General features: G+C 61.9%; 16 protein-coding genes and 2 pseudogenes. 8 read left to right on the top strand and 10 right to left on the bottom strand.

The features are described from left to right. Window positions 1-18 precede the first annotated feature (18 nt). From P2081_RS01420 to P2081_RS01410, 3 genes and pseudogenes are all read right to left on the bottom strand, one after another. The gene (locus tag P2081_RS01420) at window positions 19-957 is read right to left on the bottom strand and encodes a glucokinase (protein ID WP_278921087.1); all 939 of its coding nucleotides are present in this window, start codon (window positions 955-957) and stop codon (window positions 19-21) included. Beyond that, window positions 954-1,325, bottom strand: a pseudogene (locus tag P2081_RS01415) (TOBE domain-containing protein); the annotation flags it as partial. The pseudogene P2081_RS01415 and the gene P2081_RS01420, both read right to left, overlap by 4 nt. Continuing rightward, window positions 1,311-1,794: pseudogene (locus tag P2081_RS01410) on the bottom strand (hypothetical protein); the annotation flags it as partial. The pseudogenes P2081_RS01415 and P2081_RS01410, both read right to left, overlap by 15 nt. A gap of 398 nt (window positions 1,795-2,192) precedes the next feature. Between P2081_RS01410 and P2081_RS01405 the strand changes: the two are divergent. Then, window positions 2,193-4,508 (top strand): ATP-binding protein, encoded by a 2,316-nt coding sequence (locus P2081_RS01405; RefSeq protein ID WP_278921086.1) that lies wholly within the window; start codon window positions 2,193-2,195, stop codon window positions 4,506-4,508. A gap of 44 nt (window positions 4,509-4,552) precedes the next feature. Here P2081_RS01405 and thiD read toward each other — a convergent pair whose 3' ends face one another. Genes thiD through thiC form a run of 7 tightly spaced genes read right to left on the bottom strand, consistent with a single transcriptional unit; the run spans window position 4,553 to window position 10,622 of the window. Next, window positions 4,553-5,329 carry a bifunctional hydroxymethylpyrimidine kinase/phosphomethylpyrimidine kinase gene (thiD, locus tag P2081_RS01400; protein ID WP_278921085.1) on the bottom strand — a complete coding sequence of 259 codons (777 nt, stop codon included), beginning with the start codon at window positions 5,327-5,329 and terminating at the stop codon, window positions 4,553-4,555. Next, a complete protein-coding gene (locus tag P2081_RS01395; protein ID WP_278921084.1) occupies window positions 5,326-6,294 on the bottom strand; it encodes a HesA/MoeB/ThiF family protein in 969 nt (322 codons plus the stop codon). The genes thiD and P2081_RS01395 overlap by 4 nt, the downstream gene beginning before the upstream one ends. Then, entirely contained in the window at window positions 6,294-6,884 is a 591-nt protein-coding gene (locus P2081_RS01390) for a thiamine phosphate synthase (RefSeq protein WP_278921083.1), read from the bottom strand. The genes P2081_RS01395 and P2081_RS01390 overlap by 1 nt, the downstream gene beginning before the upstream one ends. Window positions 6,885-6,898: 14 nt before the next feature. Further along, window positions 6,899-7,666: a thiazole synthase gene (locus tag P2081_RS01385; protein ID WP_278921082.1), complete on the bottom strand. Its 768-nt coding sequence runs from the start codon at window positions 7,664-7,666 to the stop codon at window positions 6,899-6,901. 1 nt (window position 7,667) lies between these two features. Continuing rightward, complete coding sequence (gene thiS / locus P2081_RS01380; RefSeq protein ID WP_232400364.1) at window positions 7,668-7,865, bottom strand: sulfur carrier protein ThiS; 198 nt, start codon at window positions 7,863-7,865, stop codon at window positions 7,668-7,670. Further along, on the bottom strand, window positions 7,834-8,802 hold the full coding sequence (locus P2081_RS01375) for an FAD-dependent oxidoreductase (RefSeq protein ID WP_278921081.1): 969 nt from the start codon (window positions 8,800-8,802) through the stop codon (window positions 7,834-7,836). Before P2081_RS01375 ends, thiS begins: the two co-directional genes overlap by 32 nt. Beyond that, window positions 8,799-10,622 (bottom strand): phosphomethylpyrimidine synthase ThiC, encoded by a 1,824-nt coding sequence (gene thiC, locus P2081_RS01370; RefSeq protein WP_278921080.1) that lies wholly within the window; start codon window positions 10,620-10,622, stop codon window positions 8,799-8,801. The genes P2081_RS01375 and thiC overlap by 4 nt, the downstream gene beginning before the upstream one ends. A gap of 445 nt (window positions 10,623-11,067) precedes the next feature. Between thiC and bioB the strand changes: the two genes are divergently transcribed. The 7 genes from bioB to P2081_RS01335 all read left to right on the top strand — a co-directional run bounded on the left by bioB (window position 11,068) and on the right by P2081_RS01335 (window position 19,736). Further along, window positions 11,068-12,048 (top strand): biotin synthase BioB, encoded by a 981-nt coding sequence (bioB, locus tag P2081_RS01365; protein ID WP_278921079.1) that lies wholly within the window; start codon window positions 11,068-11,070, stop codon window positions 12,046-12,048. After that, entirely contained in the window at window positions 12,045-13,283 is a 1,239-nt protein-coding gene (locus P2081_RS01360; RefSeq protein WP_278921078.1) for an 8-amino-7-oxononanoate synthase, read from the top strand. The genes bioB and P2081_RS01360 overlap by 4 nt, the downstream gene beginning before the upstream one ends. Further along, window positions 13,280-13,936, top strand: coding sequence for a dethiobiotin synthase (bioD, locus tag P2081_RS01355; RefSeq protein ID WP_278921077.1), 657 nt, complete (start codon window positions 13,280-13,282; stop codon window positions 13,934-13,936). Before P2081_RS01360 ends, bioD begins: the two co-directional genes overlap by 4 nt. Further along, a complete protein-coding gene (gene bioA, locus P2081_RS01350) occupies window positions 13,936-15,234 on the top strand; it encodes an adenosylmethionine--8-amino-7-oxononanoate transaminase (protein WP_278921076.1) in 1,299 nt (432 codons plus the stop codon). The genes bioD and bioA overlap by 1 nt, the downstream gene beginning before the upstream one ends. Window positions 15,235-15,656: 422 nt before the next feature. Next, window positions 15,657-16,616: an ABC transporter substrate-binding protein gene (locus P2081_RS01345; RefSeq protein ID WP_438826521.1), complete on the top strand. Its 960-nt coding sequence runs from the start codon at window positions 15,657-15,659 to the stop codon at window positions 16,614-16,616. A gap of 14 nt (window positions 16,617-16,630) precedes the next feature. Further along, a complete protein-coding gene (locus tag P2081_RS01340; RefSeq protein ID WP_278921075.1) occupies window positions 16,631-17,689 on the top strand; it encodes a quaternary amine ABC transporter ATP-binding protein in 1,059 nt (352 codons plus the stop codon). Continuing rightward, window positions 17,682-19,736 (top strand): ABC transporter permease, encoded by a 2,055-nt coding sequence (locus tag P2081_RS01335; RefSeq protein ID WP_278921074.1) that lies wholly within the window; start codon window positions 17,682-17,684, stop codon window positions 19,734-19,736. Before P2081_RS01340 ends, P2081_RS01335 begins: the two co-directional genes overlap by 8 nt. Window positions 19,737-19,752: the final 16 nt, after the last annotated feature.

The following is a 19,752-nucleotide window of genomic DNA, read 5'->3' as shown; positions in this document are numbered from 1 at the left end:
GGGTTCTGCGGCCTGCGCCTAGGACGCGGGAAAGCGAAACGCGGCGCAGCCCTTCAGGGCGGCACCATCGTCGAGGATGCAAAACACCGGGGCGGTGATCTCGGGGAACTGTGGGTCCGGGCGGGTGAATTCTGTCAGAAAATCGCCCTGGGCCGGGCTGGTCAGCAGGTTGCGCGCCACGGTTCCGGCAAAGAACAGCCCGCCACGTGGCAAGAACCCTTTCAGCAGATTGCGGCACAGCAGCGCCAGTAGCCGGGCATAAAAGCGCAAAAAGGCGGTGCAGGTTGCATCGTCCTGCGCCTGCATGATCTCAGGCCCACTTCGGGGGGGGCTGTCTGGGGCAAAGGCTGCAAAGAGCGCAGAAAAACCCCGGCCGGAAAAGCAGCATTCCACCGTTTTGAACGGGGCCGCCCGCGGGCCGATTTCCGCAACCATGGCCTGATAGAGATCCAGCGGCAGCGCCACATGTCCATATTCTGCCCTGGGGCAGATCACGCCGGTGTCGCTGGCAATGACCGGGCTGATATTGAACCCGGTGCCAATGCCGATGACCAGTCTCTGGTCCTGGTGGCTGGCGTCGGCGCTGGGATGGATCTGCGCCAGATCCGCGCCTTGCAATCCCGGTAGGCTATGGCCCAAAGCGCTCAGGTCATTGAACAAATGCACCCTGTCCTGGTGAAATTCCTGTCGTAGATCCTGGGCGGATATATACCAGTCGCGATTGGTGACCCTTACGGTCTGATCGGCCACAGGCCCGGCAGCGGCCAGGACGATTTCACGGATTTCTGGCTGGCCCTGATCCGCCAGGTAGTGGCGCAACAGGGCAGAGAAACTGGCAAAATCATCATTGCGATATCTGCACAGGCTCTCGGGTGGCTGTCCCACCGTTGTGCCGGAAACCAGCGCCAACCGGCAGTTCGTCCCGCCCAGATCTGCAATCAGTCTTTGTGTCGTCAATTCAAGCGCTCACCTGTAGCGGGGGCAAAGAAGGAAACCTTGGCCAGATCAAAGGCGAGATCCAGCATCGCGCCGGGTTGCGCCTTGGTTTCAGCATGTAGTCGCGCCGTGACCTGTTTGCCGCCCAGTTGCGAGACCACATAGGTATCGGCACCGGCAGGTTCTACCAGATCAATGCGACAGGGGGAAGCCTGCACGGCACGGCCACTGTGAAACCCGGCCTTGGCAATGTCTTCGGGGCGCAGGCCCAGAATGACATCTGCGGGCAGTTCGCGCTGCAGCTCGCTGTGCAGGATCATCGGGCTGCCGTCAGGGCGGGCGATTACGATCTGCAGCCCATCCTTGTCGCGGCGGGTGCGGGCCGGGATCGAACCTTCGTTGAGGTCAAAGACCTTCTGGAAGTTCTGCCCGACGAACAGCTTGGCCAAGAGCGCCTGACCCTCTGTTTTGTCGCTGCCGGTGACATCGAACATGGCAAAGCTGTCGACATTGTACAGGAACCTCTCTCCCGGTGCTGAAGCACAGAGAAAACCCTTGCCCGCAGCCAGAGCCGTCGGCGACGGAAGAAATATCGGCCAGCAGGCCTTCTTCGTACCATTCCTGAGTGCCGGGGCCTTTCAGTTGCACCGCAGCGCCGTCATGGCCGCATCGCCACCGCCGCTGACCACTGGCATATCGGTCCAGGTGCCGCCGTTGGCCATGACGGTGCTGCAGGACGGCAACGGATTTTGCCTCGCCGCCGGATGTCCACCAATGCTGCCCCATGGCCCGGAGGGCAATACAGGCCGCAGAGGCCCGCCCGCCTGTCGCTGCTGCCCTATCCCTTGACCCCGCCATTAAGTTGGCTTTGACCCTGCCGAAATTCAGGGCTATTTGCAGCGGCGAGACTCTCGTATTACGCACAAGGACTTGTTTGTCTAAATGCAGCTTTGCTAGGTTGCGGTATTGTTTGCTGTATGCGGATTTGTAAAAATAGGGGAAATAATTAACGTTTTTTCCCTAGGAATTCATAGATACGCTTTTGGGTGTGGTGGTATGACTCTGTGGTAGAACCTTCTGAAAAACCCGTTTGGGGGCTGGTAAGGGCCACTTACACTCTTATTGTCATTGCATTTTTGGTAATCTTGGCTGGCGGATATTATTCCGAGCAAAAGAACGCTGAAGTTCATGACCGGGCTTTGCGCGCCGAGGTGCGGCGCGAGGCAAATCGAATCAAATCAAATTTCGAAGGCGCCTTGAACAGCGATATTCAGGTGGCGCGCGGCCTGGTTGCGGTGCTTTCGGCTGAACCAGATATGAACCAGGAGAGGTTTTCTGAGCTGTCCGAGCGGGTGATTGGCGCCAATACCAGTATCAGCCATATTGCTGCTGCCCCTGATATGGTGGTGTCAATGATCTACCCGCTTGCGGGCAATGAGGAAGCGCTTGGTCTGGATTACAACCATACCGAAAGCCAGCGGGCGGTTGTCATGCGGGTGCGTGACACGGAAGAGCTGATCTTGACCGGCCCCGTCCCGCTGGTGCAGGGCGGCAATGCGCTGCTTGGGCGCTTTCCGGTTTTTGCTGGCACGGGTGAGGGGCGGTACTTCTGGGGGATCGTGTCCTCTGTGATCAAAACGGAACCCTTTTTTGCCAGGCATGGTCTGGAGTCAGAGGACCTCGGGATCGAGGTGGCCCTTATTGGGCGCGATGGCATGGGGGCCAAGGGGGAGCAGTTTTACGGAGATCCCGATATCGTGACGGACAGGCCGGTGCGGGTGGATGTCTTTTTACCCGGCGGGTCCTGGCAGATCGCGGCGCGGCCAAAGGGCGGTTGGGAAGCACAGCAAGGCAATCCCTGGCCCTGGCGGGCAGTCCTGTTTGTGGCGGGAACCCTGATACTGGTTCCGATATACACCGCCGGGCGGTTGTCTGCTGCGCGGCGCGCCATCATTAGCACTCTGCGCGGCCGCGAGCATGAATTGGAAACCATCTCTCGGAGGTTGGAGGTCGCGGTGGAGATATCGCAGATCGGCATTTGGGAGGTGAACACCAAGACAGGCGTGGTGATCTGGGATGCGAACCTGCGCAAGATGTATGGTCTTGGTGCTGATGATCCTGTCCACTTTGGTACCTGGGAAGCCCATCTGCATCCCGATGATCACAAACGGGCCGTGCAAGAGCATAGGGATTCGTCACATGCGGGGGGCAGCTACGCATCGGAATTCCGCATCTTGCTGCCCACGAATGAGGAAAAGCACATTCGCGCCATGGGCACCGCCTATGTGGATGGGGATGGATGGCTGCGCATGATCGGCGTCAATATGGATGTAACCAGCGATGTGCATCTGCGTGAAAAGCTGATCGAGGCGAATTCAGCCCTGTTGCAACGCAACAATGAACTGAATGACGCCAAAATCGCTGCCGAACGGGCTGATCGTGCCAAATCGGAATTCCTGGCCAATATGAGCCACGAAATCCGTACGCCGATGAATGGTGTTTTGGGTATGGCGGATTTGATGGCAAATTCGGACCTTGGCCCACAGGAACGGCAATACCTTGATACGATCAGGGATTCCTCTAATGCGCTGCTGAAGATCATCAATGATATCCTGGATCTGTCACGCCTTGAATCCGGCCAGCTGGCGATCAACCCGGTTGATTTCGACCTGCGCCACTGTGTGGCCGGGGCGGTCAACCTGCTGCGCCCCAAGGCCCGCGAAAAGGGGCTGTGGGTCTCGGTTGAGTTCGCCGATGATCTGCCGGACCGGGTGCATGGCGATGATGGGCGGCTGCGGCAAATTCTGGTCAACCTAGTTGGCAATGCGGTGAAATTCACCGCACAGGGCGGGGTGGACATAAAAGTTGGCTGCCTGAAAGAGGATCCCTATCAGCTGCACATCTCGGTCGACGACACCGGAATCGGCATCTCTGACAGCCAGGCGGAACATATCTTTGATCGCTTTTCACAGGCGGATGCGGCCATCACCCGCGCCTTTGGCGGCACCGGGCTGGGGCTGACGATTTCCAGCATTCTGGCGCAGCGTATGGGCGGCGGCATAGAGCTGTGCCGCCAAAAGGAAAAAGGCTCTCGCTTTCGGGTTGCGGTGAATTTTGACAAGCCAATTGGCCCCAAAAGCAATTCTGCCGTCGACGCCCTGCTGGATACTGCGATATTGGCGGGCTGTCGGGTGCTTTTGGCTGAGGACAACAAAACCAACCGCCTGCTGGTGTGCAAATATCTGGAAGGGGTGGGGATCCACCTTACCGAGGCCCACAATGGCCGCGAGGCGGTGACCCTGTGCAAGCAATCTCTGCCGGATATTATCCTGATGGATATGTCGATGCCAGAGCTGGACGGCCTGGCCGCCACCCGCGAAATTCGCGCGCTCGATATCGCGCAGCCGCAGATTGTTGCCCTGACCGCCAATGCCTTTGATACAGATCGCGACGCCTGTCTGGCGGCTGGTATGGATTATTTCCTGCAAAAGCCCATTTCCAAATCGCTGCTGCTGCAAAGCCTCAGCATGCTGCGGGTTGGCCAGGAAACCCGGCAAGGTCTGTCAGGCTAACCCACAGTCCTTGTCGGCCCCATCTTTTGCCGGTCCCCCCCCCCTCACTGTGCCAGCCAGGCACTGACTGCGGCCTTGGCCTCTGTGCAGGCCTGGTCAAGGCTGGCGCCTGCGGCCAGGGAACAGGCCAGCGCCGTGGCCAGGCTACAGCCGGTGCCGCGCTTTTGCAGGGGCAGACGTGGCGCGGCATAGGCGCGATGGCCCTGTGGGGCCTGGGGGCTGAACAGGTGGTCAACGCTGCAATCACCGTCGGCATGGCCCCCTTTGATCAGCACCGCAGCAACCCCTTTCGCCTGTATGATCTGCGCTTGGCGCCGAAAAAGCACCAGATCGTCTTGCGGTGGTTCTTGTGTGGAAATGCATTGATTCTCAGTATTTCGCGGCATTGGCGTCAGCCCGCTCAGCCGGGCGCTTTCCTCCAGATTGGGGGTCAGAAGCGTGACCCGGCGCAGCAGCGGTGTCAGGCTGTCCAGCGACATCAATGTGCCGCCAGAGCTGCTCTTGAGCACCGGATCCAGCACAATGGGCAGGCCCTCGGGCAGGGTGTCTGCCAGGAGGCGCGCTGCCTCGGCACTGCCAATCATGCCGATTTTCACCGCCCTTGGCGCGGTGCGTTTGTCGTCAAAGGCGGCGCGGATCTGGGCCGAGATGATCTGCGGCGGCACCGGGTGGATGGCCTGCAGCGCCTGATTGGTCTGCACGGTCACGGCCGTCACCACCGGCACGACCTCGCAGCCCAGGGTGGTGGCCATGGCCGTGTCGCGGCTCAACCCGGCGCCACCGCTGCTATCGGTGCCGGCGATGACAAGAACGCGGTTCATGCGATGGCTCCGGCAGCGATAATTTCGATCTGTGCAAAGCCGCGCGTCTGCAGATCACGCGCGACCCGCCAGGCGCGCAGCCCCGAACGGCAGCACAGGACGATCGGGCGGTTGGGGCAGAGATCAGCCGCCGCGATCTCTGTGGGCAGGATGCGGCGGGCCTGGGCGGTGATCAGGTCCGGGGACTCTGTTTTGGGACGCAGGTCGATGACCTGGGCCTCTGGGGCGATCAGTGCCGGGCTGGTAAAACGCAGCGGGGTGGCGGGTTCGTCGGCGCCGTCAAAGCGAAAGCTGCCCAGGCTAAGATTGGCCATATCCATCTGCATCAGCTGCCCCAATGGCGAAGGGGCGTGATGCAGCAGAACCTTCAGTGCCATCTGCGCCTGCAGCGCGCCAATCATGCCAACCACAGGCCCCATCACACCACCGCTTGCGCAGCTGGCGGCGGTCTCGGGCAGGTCCGGGAACAGCGCCCGCAGCGAGGGCGCGCCAGCGCAAAAGCCGCCGACATAGCCGCGCTGCCCCAGCACCGAGGCGGATATCAGCGGCAGCGCCCGCTGCAGGCAGGCATCGGACAGAATATAGGAGGTGGCAAAATTGTCAGCGCCATCCAAGACAAGATCGACCTCTGTCAGATGCCGGTCAACAGTGTCGGCTGTCAGGGCGGTTTCCTGCACTTGCAGCGCCAGATCCGGGTTGCGCGCCATCAGATGATCGCGTGCCGCTGCCACCTTGGGGCGGCCGATGTCCTGCATGGTGAACAGGGTCTGCCGGTGCAGATTGCTTTGCTCTACCTGGTCGGGGTCCAGCAGGGTGATGTGGCCGATGCCGGCGCCTGCCAGATATTGCAGCGCCGGTGCCGCCAGCCCGCCGGCCCCAACCACCAGGATATGGGCGCGCGCCAGCATTGCCTGCCCCTGGGGGCCAACTTCGGGCAGCATCATCTGGCGGGCATAGCGCGACATCAGGCGCAGGCCTTGGCCCATTGGCGGCAGCGGGCTTCGGGGTCTTCGGCCTGTTGAATATCGGTGACCACGGCGGCGCTGTCAGCCCCGGCGGCAAAGACCCCCGGCAGGCGATCAGGTGTCAGGCCACCGATGGCCACCAGCGGCGTTGCCCCGGCCAGGGCTTTCCAGCGGCTGACACGATCCAGCCCCTGTGGGGCCCATTTCATCTGTTTCAGCAGCGTCGGATAGACCGGCCCCAGCGCCACATAGGCAGGATCCTGCGAGAGGGCGCGCTCCAGCTCGGCCTCATCATGGGTGGACAGCCCATAGCGCACCCCGGCGCGGCGCAGGGCGGCAAAATCAGCTTCGGCCATGTCTTCCTGACCGAGGTGAACAAAGTTGCAGTTGAGATCCAGCGCGATTTGCCAGTGATCATTGACCACCAGCTGCGCATCATGCACGGCGCAAAAATCGCGGGCGCGGGCGATCTGGCGGCGCAGCTCTGGCTCTGGCGCATCCTTGATCCGCAGCTGCACCAGCTTGGCCCCCTGCGGCACCAAAAGCTCCAACCGGCCCACATGGCCGACGATCAGATAGAAACGTTGCATCGGTTTTTGCTCTTTCATGTCAGCTCTGCCAGTCCCAGAACCGGGGTTGAGGGCACCGCCATGTCGCGGCGTGGCATCAGGTCTGCCACATATCCAAGGCGGCCGGCCTCAACCGCCAATGCCATCGCGCGGCCCATCGTTGCCGGATCGCCTGCCTTGGCGACCGCCGTGTTAAGCAATACCGCATCCATGCCCAGCTCCATTGCCTGCGCCGCATCTGAGGGGCGGCCGATGCCGGCATCGACGATCAGCGGAACATTCGGGAAATGCGCCCGCATCGCCCGCAACGCATCCGGGTTGCGCAGCCCCTGACCCGATCCGATCGGCGCGCCCCAGGGCATCAGCACTTCGCAGCCCGCCTCCAAGAGCTTTTCCCCCACCACCAGATCATCCGTGGTGTATGGAAAGACCTGGAAGCCGTCCTCAGCCAGAATCCGGGCCGCGTCCACCAGGCCAAAAACATCCGGCTGCAAGGTGTCGGCATGGCCGATCACCTCCAGCTTGATCCAGGCGGTGTTGAACAGATCGCGCGCCATATGGGCGGTGGTCACCGCCTCCTGCACCGAATGACAGCCGGCCGTATTGGGCAGAATATGGCAGCCAGCCTGTTGCAACCCCTGCCAGAACCCAGCACCGTCGCCATCGGCGGTTTCCCGGCGCAGCGAGAGGGTGATGATCTCTGTGCCGCTGGATGTTATCGCCTCTGCCAGCACCGAGGGCGCGGGGTATTGCGCGGTGCCAAGCAGCAGCCGGGAGGTGATTTCCGTGCCGTAGACTTGCATTTCAGCCTCCCTGCATCGGGGCCAGCACTTCCAGCCGGTCACCGTTGGTTAACAAAACATCACTGCGTTTCGCGCGCGAAACAAAGACCCCGTTGAGGGCGGTGGCAATCGCCGGGCTGGTAAAGCCCAATTCGCAGAGCGCGGCCTCTAGGGTCTGGGCGCGCACCTCATGCGCTTGTGCGTTCACGATGATTTGCATCTGCGGTCTCCTGAAAGAACTGGGCGGCCAGCTGTTGCGCCAGGGCCGGGGCCAGAAGGTAGCCGTGGCGGTAGAGCCCGTTGACATGGGTGGTTTGGCCCAGCTGGGTCAGGCGGGGCATATTGTCTGCAAAGGCGGGGCGCAGCCCGGTGCCGGTCTCGATCACGCTGGCCTCTCCCAGGGCGGGATGCAGGGCAAAACAGGCCCCCAGCAGCTCTAGCAGAGAGCGCAGGGTGATCTGTCGCCAGGAACTGCTCTCGATCATGGTGGCGCCGATCATGTAGATGCCCTTGCCGCGGGGCACCAGATAGACGGGGATGCGCGGGTGTAGCAGGCGTAGGGTGCGGGTGATCTCGACCTCGGGGGCCTCGATCAGCGCCATCTCGCCGCGCACCGGACGCAGCCCCGGCAAGGGGGCCGCCATGCCGCGACAATCCACATCCACATGGGCGGGCGCCGGGGTGCCATAGCGGATTTCGACCCCTAGCGCCTGCACTGCCTTGCTCAGGTCGATGAGGGCCTGGCGCGGGTCAAGATGGGCTTCGTCTTCAAAGAACAGCGCCTGGGCAAAGCGCCCGGCCAGCGCGGGTTCTAGTTGGGCCAGCTCTGCCGCTTCGATCAGGCGATGATTGGTGGTGCGGCGGGCAAAGCGGGTCAGCTCTGCCCGGTCGCGGGGCGGGGTCAGCACCAGGGTGCCACGGTCCTCGACCTTGGTGAACTGGCGCCACCAGGCCTTGGCGCCGATGCCAAGGCGGACCACCTCTGGCGCGGCGCTTTCGCCTTCGCACCAGGGGGCCAGCATGCCGCCGGCATACCAGGAACAGGGATTGTCCGCAGGATCCGCCCCGGTCTCGTATAGCGTCACCTCTGCGCCGCGGCTTGCCAGCTCATAGGCGCTGGCAAGCCCGGCGACACCGGCACCGGCAATGGTGATCATTCTGCCGGTTCCGCCTTTGTATCGGCTGCGGGCACATAGAGTTCACCGCCCTGACGGAATTTGGCGGCCATGGCCTCCATGCCTTCCTTCTGGGCCTCGGCGCGGATGTCATGGCTGATCCGCATCGAGCAGAATTTCGGCCCGCACATGGAACAGAAATGCGCCACCTTATGCGCCTCTTTCGGCAGGGTCTGATCGTGGAAGTCGCGGGCAGTATCGGGGTCCAGCGAGAGGTTGAACTGATCCTCCCAGCGGAATTCAAACCGGGCGCGCGACAGCGCATCATCGCGACGCTGGGCACCGGGCATGCCCTTGGCCAGATCGGCGGCATGGGCGGCGATCTTGTAGGTGATCACGCCGACCTTCACATCGTCACGGTCCGGCAGGCCAAGGTGTTCCTTGGGCGTCACATAACACAGCATGGCGCAGCCAAACCAGCCAATCATCGCCGCGCCGATACCCGAGGTGATATGGTCATAGCCCGGCGCGATATCGGTGGTGAGGGGGCCAAGCGTGTAAAACGGCGCCTCGTGGCAGCACTCCAGCTGCTTGTCCATGTTTTCCTTGATCTTGTGCATGGCGACGTGGCCCGGCCCTTCGATCATCACCTGGCAATCCTTGGCCCAGGCGATCTTGGTCAGCTCGCCCAGGGTTTCCAGTTCGGCAAACTGCGCCGCGTCATTGGCATCCGCGATCGAGCCGGGGCGCAGACCATCGCCCAATGAGAACGAGACATCGTATTTGCGGCAGATGTCGCAGATCTCCTCAAAATGTTCATAGAGGAAGCTCTCTTTGTGGTGGTGCAGGCACCATTTGGCCATGATCGACCCGCCGCGCGACACGATCCCGGTGACGCGTTCCACGGTCATCGGCACCATATGCAGCCGCACGCCGGCATGGATGGTGAAGTAATCAACGCCCTGTTCGGCCTGTTCGATCAGGGTGTCGCGGAACACCTCCCAGGTGAGATCCTCGGCAATGCCGTTCACCTTTTCCAGCGCCTGATACATCGGCACGGTGCCAATCGGCACGGGGGAGTTGCGCAGGATCCATTCGCGGGTGTTGTGGATGTTGCGGCCCGTGGACAGATCCATCACCGTGTCAGCGCCCCAGCGGATCGACCAGACCAGCTTGTCCACCTCTTCCTCCATCGAGGAGGTGACGGCAGAGGTGCCCATATTGGCGTTGATCTTGACCAGAAAGTTGCGGCCAATGATCATTGGCTCGATTTCGGGGTGGTTGATATTGGCGGGGATGATGGCGCGGCCTTCGGCAACCTCCTGGCGGACAAATTCCGGCGTCACGTAATCGGGGATATTGGCGCCCCAGTCGTGGCCGTCGCGGTGGCAGGGCGATGTCTCGCGCAGCTGGTTTTCGCGGATGGCGATGAATTCCATTTCCGGCGTGATGATCCCGGCGCGGGCATAGGCCAGCTGGGTCACCGCCTTGCCGTCCTTGGCGCGCAGCGGCGCAGGTTTCACCGGGAATTCCGGCGTCAGCCGTTCGCCAGATACAAAACCGTTGTCGGCCGAGGTGATTTCGCGGCCCTGGTATTCTTCGACGTCCCCGCGGGCCAGGATCCAATCGCGGCGCAGCTGGGCCAGCCCCTGGCGGATATCGGTCTGCTGGTCCGGATCGGTATAGGGGCCAGAGCTGTCATAGACCGGCAGCGGTGCTTCGCCAGCGGTGGGGTGGGTGGCAATTTCGCGCATGGGCACGCGAATGTCGGGGTGGATTTCACCGGGCACATAGATCTTGCGCGATGCGGGCAGGGCACCGGTGGTTACCTCTGGGGTGATCTTTGGCGGGCTTACGTTCATTTTGGTGCTCCTCGAGCCAATACTCAAAAAAGTCACCAGATGAGGCTTGGCTGGGAGGCTCGGAGAGGGTGTACGGCCCTCCCGGTTCGGGCGCACAGCCAAAGGGGGTACAGTCCCTGTCGCGGCGCGTCCTAGCTTCCTACGCCAGTGTCAACTGGGTCAGGTTCTAAGGGTCGCGTCACCGGGCAGATTGCTCTGTCCTGTCAGCCTCTCAGTCCCCTTGGTGGGACTCCCCTGCGTGGGTTAAGACCTAGGGGAGGCGATGGGTTGCCGTCAACTGGTATTTTGATAGATAAAATATAATATTATAATTCAATATCTTGATGGGTATTCTGCGGATTAATTCCGCGTTGCGGCATAAATCCTTTGTGCTGGCTGTATAATTATCTATAAAAACGAAAGCCATCTGGCCCAAGACCGCAACACCCGATCTTCAGGAGAGCCCATGCTGGACGCCGCCCCAATTCGAACCAACTGGACCCGCGCAGAGGCGGAAGAAATCTACAACAAACCCTTCATGGATCTGTTGTATGAGGCCCAGTCGGTGCACCGTCTGCACTATGATCCCAATCAGGTGCAGAAATCCAAACTGCTGAGCATCAAGACCGGTGGCTGCGCCGAAGATTGCGCCTATTGCTCGCAGTCGGCCCGCAACGGTGCCAAGCTTTCGGCCAGCAAGCTGATCGAGGTGGAGCGGGTGATCGCCGAGGCCAGGAAGGCCAAGGCAGGGGGCGCGACGCGCTACTGCATGGGGGCGGCCTGGCGCTCGCCCAAGGATCGCGACATGGCCGCACTTGAGGCGATGATCGAAGGCGTCAAGGATCTGGGGATGGAGACCTGCATGACCCTGGGCATGCTGGATGACAGCCAGGTCTTTCGCCTGCGCGACGCCGGGCTGGATTATTACAACCACAATATCGACACCTCGGAACGCTACTATTCCGAAATCATCACCACCCGCACCTTTGCCGACCGGATCGACACCCTGAACCGGGTGCGCGAGGCGGGGATGAAGGTCTGCGCCGGTGGCATTGTTGGCATGGGTGAACAGCAGATGGACCGCATCGACATGCTGCTGGCGCTGGCCACCCTGCAGGAGCACCCGGATTCGGTGCCGGTCAACATGCTGATCCCCATGCCGGATACGCCGCTGGCGGATGTGCCCAAGCTGGACCCGATTGAATTTGTCCGCACCATCGCGCTGGCGCGGATCCTGATGCCGAAATCCCATGTGCGGCTTTCGGCCGGGCGCACCGATATGTCGGATGAGCTGCAGGCGATGTGCTTTTTTGCCGGGGCCAATTCGATCTTTGTCGGCGACACGCTGTTGACGGCGGACAATCCCGAAGAGGACAAGGATCAGATCCTGTTCGACCGCCTTGGCATCACCGCCATGGGCGTGGGCTGCGATGGAAGCCAGGTATGAGCGCCGATATGACCGCTGGCATGACCGCAGAGACGCCGCCGCTGTTTCCCCGTCATGCGGCAGACCTGCAGAATTTGCGCCAGCGCGGCCGCTATCGTCAGCTGATGCCACGGGCGGGGCATGATTTTTCCTCTAATGACTATATCGGCCTGGCGCAGTCTGCGACGCTGAAGGCCGCCGCCCATGCCGCCCTGGATAGGGGGGTATCGGTTGGGGCAGGCGGGTCGCGTCTGTTGCGGGGCAATGACAGCGAACATTGCCTGCTGGAGGCCGAGGCCGCTGCCTTTTTTGGCAGTGAGGCGGCGCTGTTCATGGGCGGGGGCTTTAACGCCAATCAGGCGATTTTCTCGACCCTGCCGCAGCGTGGCGATCTGGTGCTCTATGATGCGCTGATCCATGCCAGCACCCATGACGGCATGCGCCTGGGGCGGGCTGAAATCTGCAAATTTGCCCATAACGATGTGGCGGATGCCAGCCGTCATATTGCCAAATGGCGCGCGGGTGGCGGCAGTGGTCAGATCTGGATCGCCATCGAGGCGGTCTATTCGATGGAGGGCACGCGGGCCCCCCTTGCGGCCTTTGCCAAGCTGGCTGAGGCTGAGGCGGCGATGCTGGTGGTGGACGAGGCCCATGCCACCGGGCTGTTTGGCGATCTGGGGCGCGGGCTGGCACATGACATCGCCCATTTGCCCCGGGTGTTGACCCTGCATACCTGCGGCAAGGCGCTGGGGGTGTCGGGGGCTTTGATCTGTGGTGCGCAGGTGTTGATCGAATTTCTGATCAACCGCGGACGTGGCTTCATCTTTGCCACCGCGCCTTCACCGCTGAATGCGGCGCTGGTGCGGGCGGCGCTGGTGGATCTGGCAGGGAACCCGGCGCGGCGCGACCGGGCCTGGGAACGTATCGAACACGCCCAGGCCGAGGCGGCGCGGCTTTGCGGGCTGGTGGGGTTTGAAAGTCAGATCCTGCCGGTGATCCTGGGGCAGGATGAACTTTGTATGCAGGTGGCCAAAGGTCTTCAGGATCAGGGGTTTGACATCCGCGGCATTCGCCCGCCCACGGTGCCTGCGGGCACGGCGCGGTTGCGGATATCACTCACAGGAAGTCTGAGCAAGCCGGTGATCACCGATCTGTTCGAACGGCTGGCGCCCGTGTTGCAAGATTTGTCGCCCGCTGGTGCATCCAAGGCTGACCCGGCCCCAGATCCGGCGCTAGACCAGGTGCGCAGCGCATGAGTGCCCTGGTGGTGACCGGCACCGATACCGGCATTGGCAAGACGGTGTTTTCCGCCGGTCTGGTGCAGGCGCTGGGGGCGCGCTACTGGAAACCGGTGCAGGCGGGGCTGGAAGAGGCAACCGACAGTGAGGTCGTCGCCCGCCTGTCCGGGCAGGAGGTCCTGGCAGAGGGGTATCGCCTGCAGTTGCCAGCCTCGCCGCATCTTGCGGCCGAGGCCGAAGGGGTGGAGATCGACCCGGCGCAGCTCTCCCTGCCTGCCTGCGATGGGCCATTGGTGGTCGAAGGTGCTGGCGGGGTGATGGTGCCGCTCAATCGCCGGATGCTCTATCTGGATCTCTTTGCGCGCTGGGGGGCGCCGGTGATCCTGTGCGCGCGCACCCAATTGGGCACCATCAACCATACGCTCTTGTCGCTGCAGGCGCTGCGGGCGGCGGGTTGCCGGGTTCTGGGGGTGGTCTTCATCGGTGCGCCCGAACGGGAGGTCGAGGATAGTATCTGCCTGTTTGGTAAGGTGGTGCATCTGGGGCGGCTGCCGATGATCCCCGGATTGGGGAAGGCTGCCGCCCGGCCGGGTCGTGCGGCCGGGTCTGACGCTCTGGCCAGGGCCTTTGCGACCCATATCAAGCTTGATCTGATCCGGGAGGTTCCGTGATGGGGGGAACTGATCTTACGCAGCTGGAATTCGACCAGCAGCACCTCTGGCATCCCTATACCAATGTGGCCAAACCCGGCCCGACCTTTGTGGTGAAAGAAAGCGAAGGTGTCTATCTGACGCTGGAGGATGGCACCCGGCTGATCGATGCCATGTCGTCCTGGTGGTGCATGATGCATGGTCACCGCCATCCGGCGATCACCGGGGCTATTCATGATCAGCTGGATCGGCTGCCGCATGTGATGTTTGGCGGGCTGACCCATGATCCGGCGATTGATCTGGGGCGTAAACTGTTGGCAATCACCCCGGCCAGCCTGACGCGGATCTTTTACTGCGACAGCGGCTCTGTCTCGGTAGAGGTGGCGATGAAGATGGCGGTGCAATACCAGCACGCCATGGGATTCGCCGGGCGCAGCCAGTTCGCCACCGTGCGGTCCGGCTATCACGGCGACACCTGGAAAGCGATGAGCGTTTGCGACCCGGACACCGGTATGCACCACCTGTTTCAGGGGGCGCTGAGCGTGCAGCATTTCACCCCGCGACCGCCCATCCGGCTGGGCGAAGACTGGATCGAGGATCCGGCACTGAATGGTATCGGCGCGCTGCGGGCGCTGCTAGAGGCCGGGGCGGAGAAGATTGCGGGCTTTATTCTGGAACCCGTGGTGCAGGGCACCGGCGGTATGTATTTCTATCATCCCGAATATCTGAACCAGGCGCGTGCGCTTTGTGATGAGCTGGGGATCTTGCTGATCTTTGACGAGATCGCCACCGGATTTGCCCGCACCGGAGAACTGTTCGCGACTGATTTCTGCGCGGTGGAGCCGGATATCATCTGTCTGGGTAAGGGGTTGACCGGTGGCCATATCTCTTTCGCCTGCACCCTGACCAATGACCGGGTGGCGCTGGGCATTGGGGGCGGCAATCCGGGTATCTTTATGCATGGGCCAACCTATATGGCCAACCCCCTGGCCTGCGCGGCGGCCCTGGCGGCGCTGAATGTGCTGACAGGGCAGGACTGGCGCGGCCGGGTCGCGGCGATTTCTGATCAGCTACAGCAAGAGCTGGCACCCGCCCGTGCATTGTCCAAGGTCCGCGATGTGCGGGTGCTGGGGGCGATTGGCGTGATCGAAATGCAGCAGCCTGTTTCGGCGGATGCTGCCCATGCGCTGGCACCTGAAATGGGGGTGTTTCTGCGCCCCTTTGGCAAGAATATCTACACCATGCCCCCCTTCATCACGACGCCCGCCCAGCTGAGCAAGATCACCGCAGGCATGCTGCGGCTGGCGCAAGACCTGTAGCGTCGCGCCTGGGGCAACGCCCTTTCCCCCCTTGTCGCTGTCCTGTTGTGGCGAGGGGGATTGGCCCATAGGTTGGCTGCAGCAGGCCAAGAATCGAGTCGGCGCTTGCCTTGGCGCGGTGGTGCTAAGGCGGCTTGCCCGGCGAATGGGCAGGGTTGGATTGTTCCTTCGTTCAAGAAATTGAATGAACAATCAAAAAAACCTGCGAAGTCCGCCGTAAAACCTCGACAAAGCGTCGCAAACCGTTCAAACACTTGTGGCAGGCCCGGTCACACTTGGTGCAATGCCGAGGGCCGCCCCCCGAGGTCACGCGGCACCGTGGTGGTGTCAACGAAATCCTTGGGGCGTGTGAACCGCTGGGTTCCATCAAACTGCGCCCGGCCTATCCTAGCGATTGGCGGGCAAAAACAGGGAAATCAACAATGAAAACGACGACATTTGCATGTGTTTTGAGCGCGGCATCATTGGCCGCTGGCATGGGGCAGGCGGCTGAATTGGGCGCGGTCGACAAGCCGATCAAACTGGCAATCAATGAATGGACCGGCCAACATGTTTCGACCCATATTGCGGGTGAAATGCTCAAGGCGGCGGGCTATCAGGTGGAATATGTCACTGCGGGCATGATGAACCAGTTCCAGGCCATCGCCGATGGTGAAATCCACGCCACAATGGAAATCTGGTCTTCCAATGTGTCGGACCAATATGCCGAAAAAATCACCGAGGGCACCATCGTCGAACTGGGCGATCTGGAGCTGGCGGCCAAGGAAGGCATTGCCTATCCGGCCCATGTGGCGGAACTCTGCCCCGGTCTGCCTGCCTGGGAGGCGCTGAAAGACTGCGCGCCGCTGTTTGCTTCGGCGGAAACTCTGCCAGTGGGTCGTCTGGTGGATTACCCTGCCGATTGGGGCACCCCTGGTGCTGATCGCATGACCGGCCTGGCGCTGCCGTTCAAGGCGGTGCCTGCGGGATCCGAGGGGGCTTTGATTGCCGAGCTGCGCGCCTCGACCGAGCGCAAATCGCCGCTGCTGATTACCTTTTGGCAGCCGCATTGGGCGATGTCTGCCTATGATGTGAAATTTGTCGACCTGCCGGTGGGCGAAGAGGCCTGCTTTACCGACCCGGCCTGGGGGCCAAACCCGGATGCGGTGAATGACTGTGATTTTGCACCGTCTCGCATCTTCAAGGCCGCCTGGTCCGGCACGGCTGAAACATGGCCTGCGGCCTTTGAAATCCTGTCGAACTACACCCTTGCAGTGGAAGATCAGCAACCCATGATGGGCGCGATTGATGTCGATGGCGGCGAGGTCACAGAGGTTGTTGCGGCCTGGATGGCTGCCAATGAAGACAGCTGGCGCCCCATCGTCGACGCCGCGACCAAGTGAGCGAGGCAACTGCCGTGACCGGGTCTGAAACCCCCGCCATTTCCTGCCGGAATCTCTGGCAGGTCTTTGGCGACAATGCTGACAGCGCCCTGAAACAGGCGCTGTCACAACATAAAAGCGCCGATGCGGTGTCGCAGGCGCTGCGTGCCAAGGGGCTGGTTCCTGCGGTGCAGGACGCCAATTTCGATGTCAAGGAAGGCGAGCTTTTCGTGATCATGGGCCTGTCCGGTTCCGGGAAGTCGACCCTGATCCGCTGCATCTCGCAGTTGCTGCCGGCCTCGGGTGGGGAAATCCGCATCGAGGGCGAAGACATCGTCTCGGCCAGCAAGGCCCGGCTGATCGCGCTGCGGCGCAAGACGCTGGGCATGGTGTTTCAGCATTTTGGTCTGTTTCCCCATATGACGGTGGCCGACAATGTGGCCTATCCGCTGCGGGTGCAGGGCATCAAGCGCAAGGCGCGGCGGGCCAAGGCGCAGGAGGTCATCGAACTGGTGGGGCTGGCAGGGCGCGAAGATCGCTATCCGCGGGAATTGTCGGGCGGGCAGCGTCAGCGGGTTGGCATCGCCCGATCCTTGGTAACCGATTGTTCGGTCTGGTTTCTCGATGAACCCTTTTCGGCGCTGGATCCGCTGATCCGCCGCCAGTTGCAGGATGAATTTCTTGATATCCAGGCCAAGCTGAAGACCACCATCGTCTTTATCACCCATGATATCAACGAGGCGCTGAAACTGGCAGATCGTATTGCCATCATGCGCGATGGCAAGATCGTGCAGATCGGCACGCCCGCCGATATCGTGCTGAATCCGGTGGACGACTACGTGCGTGAGTTTTCCAAGGATGTCGCCAAGGGGCGTCATGCCAATGTGGCCTCTGTCATGCAAAGCCCGGAAGGCAACAGCTATGGTGTCGATGATCCGGGGCTGCGCCGCGACATGACGCTGGATGCGGCGCTGGCGCGCTGTATGGATCTCTATGATCCTGTGCCGGTGCGCGACAGCGATGGCACATTGGTTGGGGTTATCAATCCGGCTGATCTGGCAGCTGCCCTACAGGTGGAAACAGATCATGTCTAATGCGCTTGCGGCCCGCGGGCTTGGCAAAGGTGCCCTGGCGGCGCTGATCGCGGGTGTCGTCGGGGCGTTCTGTCTGCTGTTCGAGGGGCTTTGGCCCTGGCTGAGCAGCTATCCAAACGACTGGGTGCTGCCGACCAGTGATGCTGTCGGCGGCGCGGTCAAAGGCGGGCTCGACTACCTCAAACCTGCCGCGCGGGTGTTTTCGACCCTGATGGCCTATCCGATGACGGCGGCGAATACCGTTCTGGCTGTGCTGCCCTGGCCCTTGCTGATTGCCGCCACCGTGGCGCTTGGCTGGCGGTTGGGCGGAGTCAAGATGGCGGCCATGGCGGCGATCGGGCTGGGGCTGGTGCTGGCGTCCGGCTATTGGCAGCAGGGGATGAACACCCTGGCGCTGGTTGCGGTTTCGGTGCCGCTGGCGCTGCTGGCGGGGGCAATGATTGGCATCTTTGCCAATGAATTCCCGCGCTTTCGCGCGCCGGTACAGGCGTTGCTGGATGTGATGCAGACGGTGCCGACCTTTGCCTATCTGACGCCTTTGCTGGTGCTCTTTGGCTTTGGCCCTGTTGTTGGGCTCATTGCCTCGGCGATCTATGCGGCACCGCCTATGGCGCGCAATGTTCTGCTTGGGCTGCAACGGGTTGAGCCAGAAGTGAAGGAAGCAGCGGTAATGTCCGGGGGCACCCGGATGCAGCAGTTGTTCCAGGTAGAGATCCCGGCGGCCAAGGTGCAGATCATGGTGGGGGTCAATCAATGTCTGATGGCGGCCCTGTCGATGGTGATCATCGCGGCCGTCATTGGCGGGTTCAATGACATCGGCTGGGAAGTGCTGCTGACCATGCGCAAGGCGCAGTTTGGCCCGGCGATGTTGGCAGGGTCGGTCATTGTGATCTTTGCCATCCTGATCGACCGGATGAGTGCCACCCTGGCGCAGGAACGTCGTCGGCTTTGGGATGGGCGTATTTCGCTGGCGATCCTGCTGCTGGGGCTGGTTGTTAGCCTGGTCTTCTGGCGCTCGCTTGGCCACCCGGACAGCTATCGGCTGCTGGATCCGCTGGCGAATGGGCTGGACAGTTGGCTGACCGATTTCACCCGTGCCAATGCAGAATTGCTGACCAACTTCAAGAATGGCGTGATGTTCTATGTGCTGTTGCCGCTGCGCATTGGCCTGGATCAGGCGATCCTGCCCTTCACCTGGGGGTTTCAGTGGACCTCGGGGATGAGCCTTGGCTTTTATGCGGTGGCGGCAGTTGTGGCCTTGGGGCTGGCGCTGCGTGGGCAGCCTACCCTGGGGTTGGTGGTCTTGATCGCTGCGGGCATTCTGGAGACCGGCGTGTCCCAACTGCCCTGGCCCTTTGTGTTGATCGGTGTTGGTGCCCTGTCTTGGGTGGCAGGGGGCTATCGTCTGGCGCTGCTCTCGGTGGTGCTGCTGTCGACCATCCTGGTTTCGGGCCTGTGGGACCGCGCCTTGCTCTCGCTCTACCTGTCGGGGGCTGCGGTCTTTGCCTGTGCGGTGCTGGGTGGCGGTATCGGCGTGCTTTGCGCCGTTTCCCCCATGGTCTGGCGGCTGGTGCGACCAATCTGCGACATGCTGCAGACCATCCCGCTGTTTGTCTTTCTTATCCCGGTGCTGATGGTGTTTCAGATTGGCGAGTTCTCGGCCTTTCTGGCGATCATCGCCTATGCCATCGTGCCGATGATCCGTTACACACGGCAGGGGCTTATCGCCACCCCGGATGAGATGATCGAGGCTGCGACGGCATCCGGCGCGACGCGCTGGCAGATGATGCGCGATGTGCGTGCGCCCTATGCGGCGCCCACGATCCTGCTGGGGCTGAACCAAACCATTCTCTATGCCTTTGCCATGCTGGTGATTGCGGCGCTGATCGGCACCACCGGCCTGGGCCAGTCGATCTATCTGGCGCTGGGGCAGGCGGATGTCGGGCTGGGCATTTCTGCCGGGGCGGCCATGGCGATCCTGGCGCTGATTGCCGACCGGATTGTTCAGGGCTTTGCCGAAGAGCGCAAAAAGGCGCTGGGGCTCTAGCCTCCGGCTGCCAGCA

The sequence above is a fragment of the Pseudophaeobacter profundi genome (genome assembly GCF_029697505.1).
GTDB lineage: Bacteria > Pseudomonadota > Alphaproteobacteria > Rhodobacterales > Rhodobacteraceae > Pseudophaeobacter > Pseudophaeobacter profundi.
This window is presented reverse-complemented; position numbering and strand designations above follow the sequence as displayed.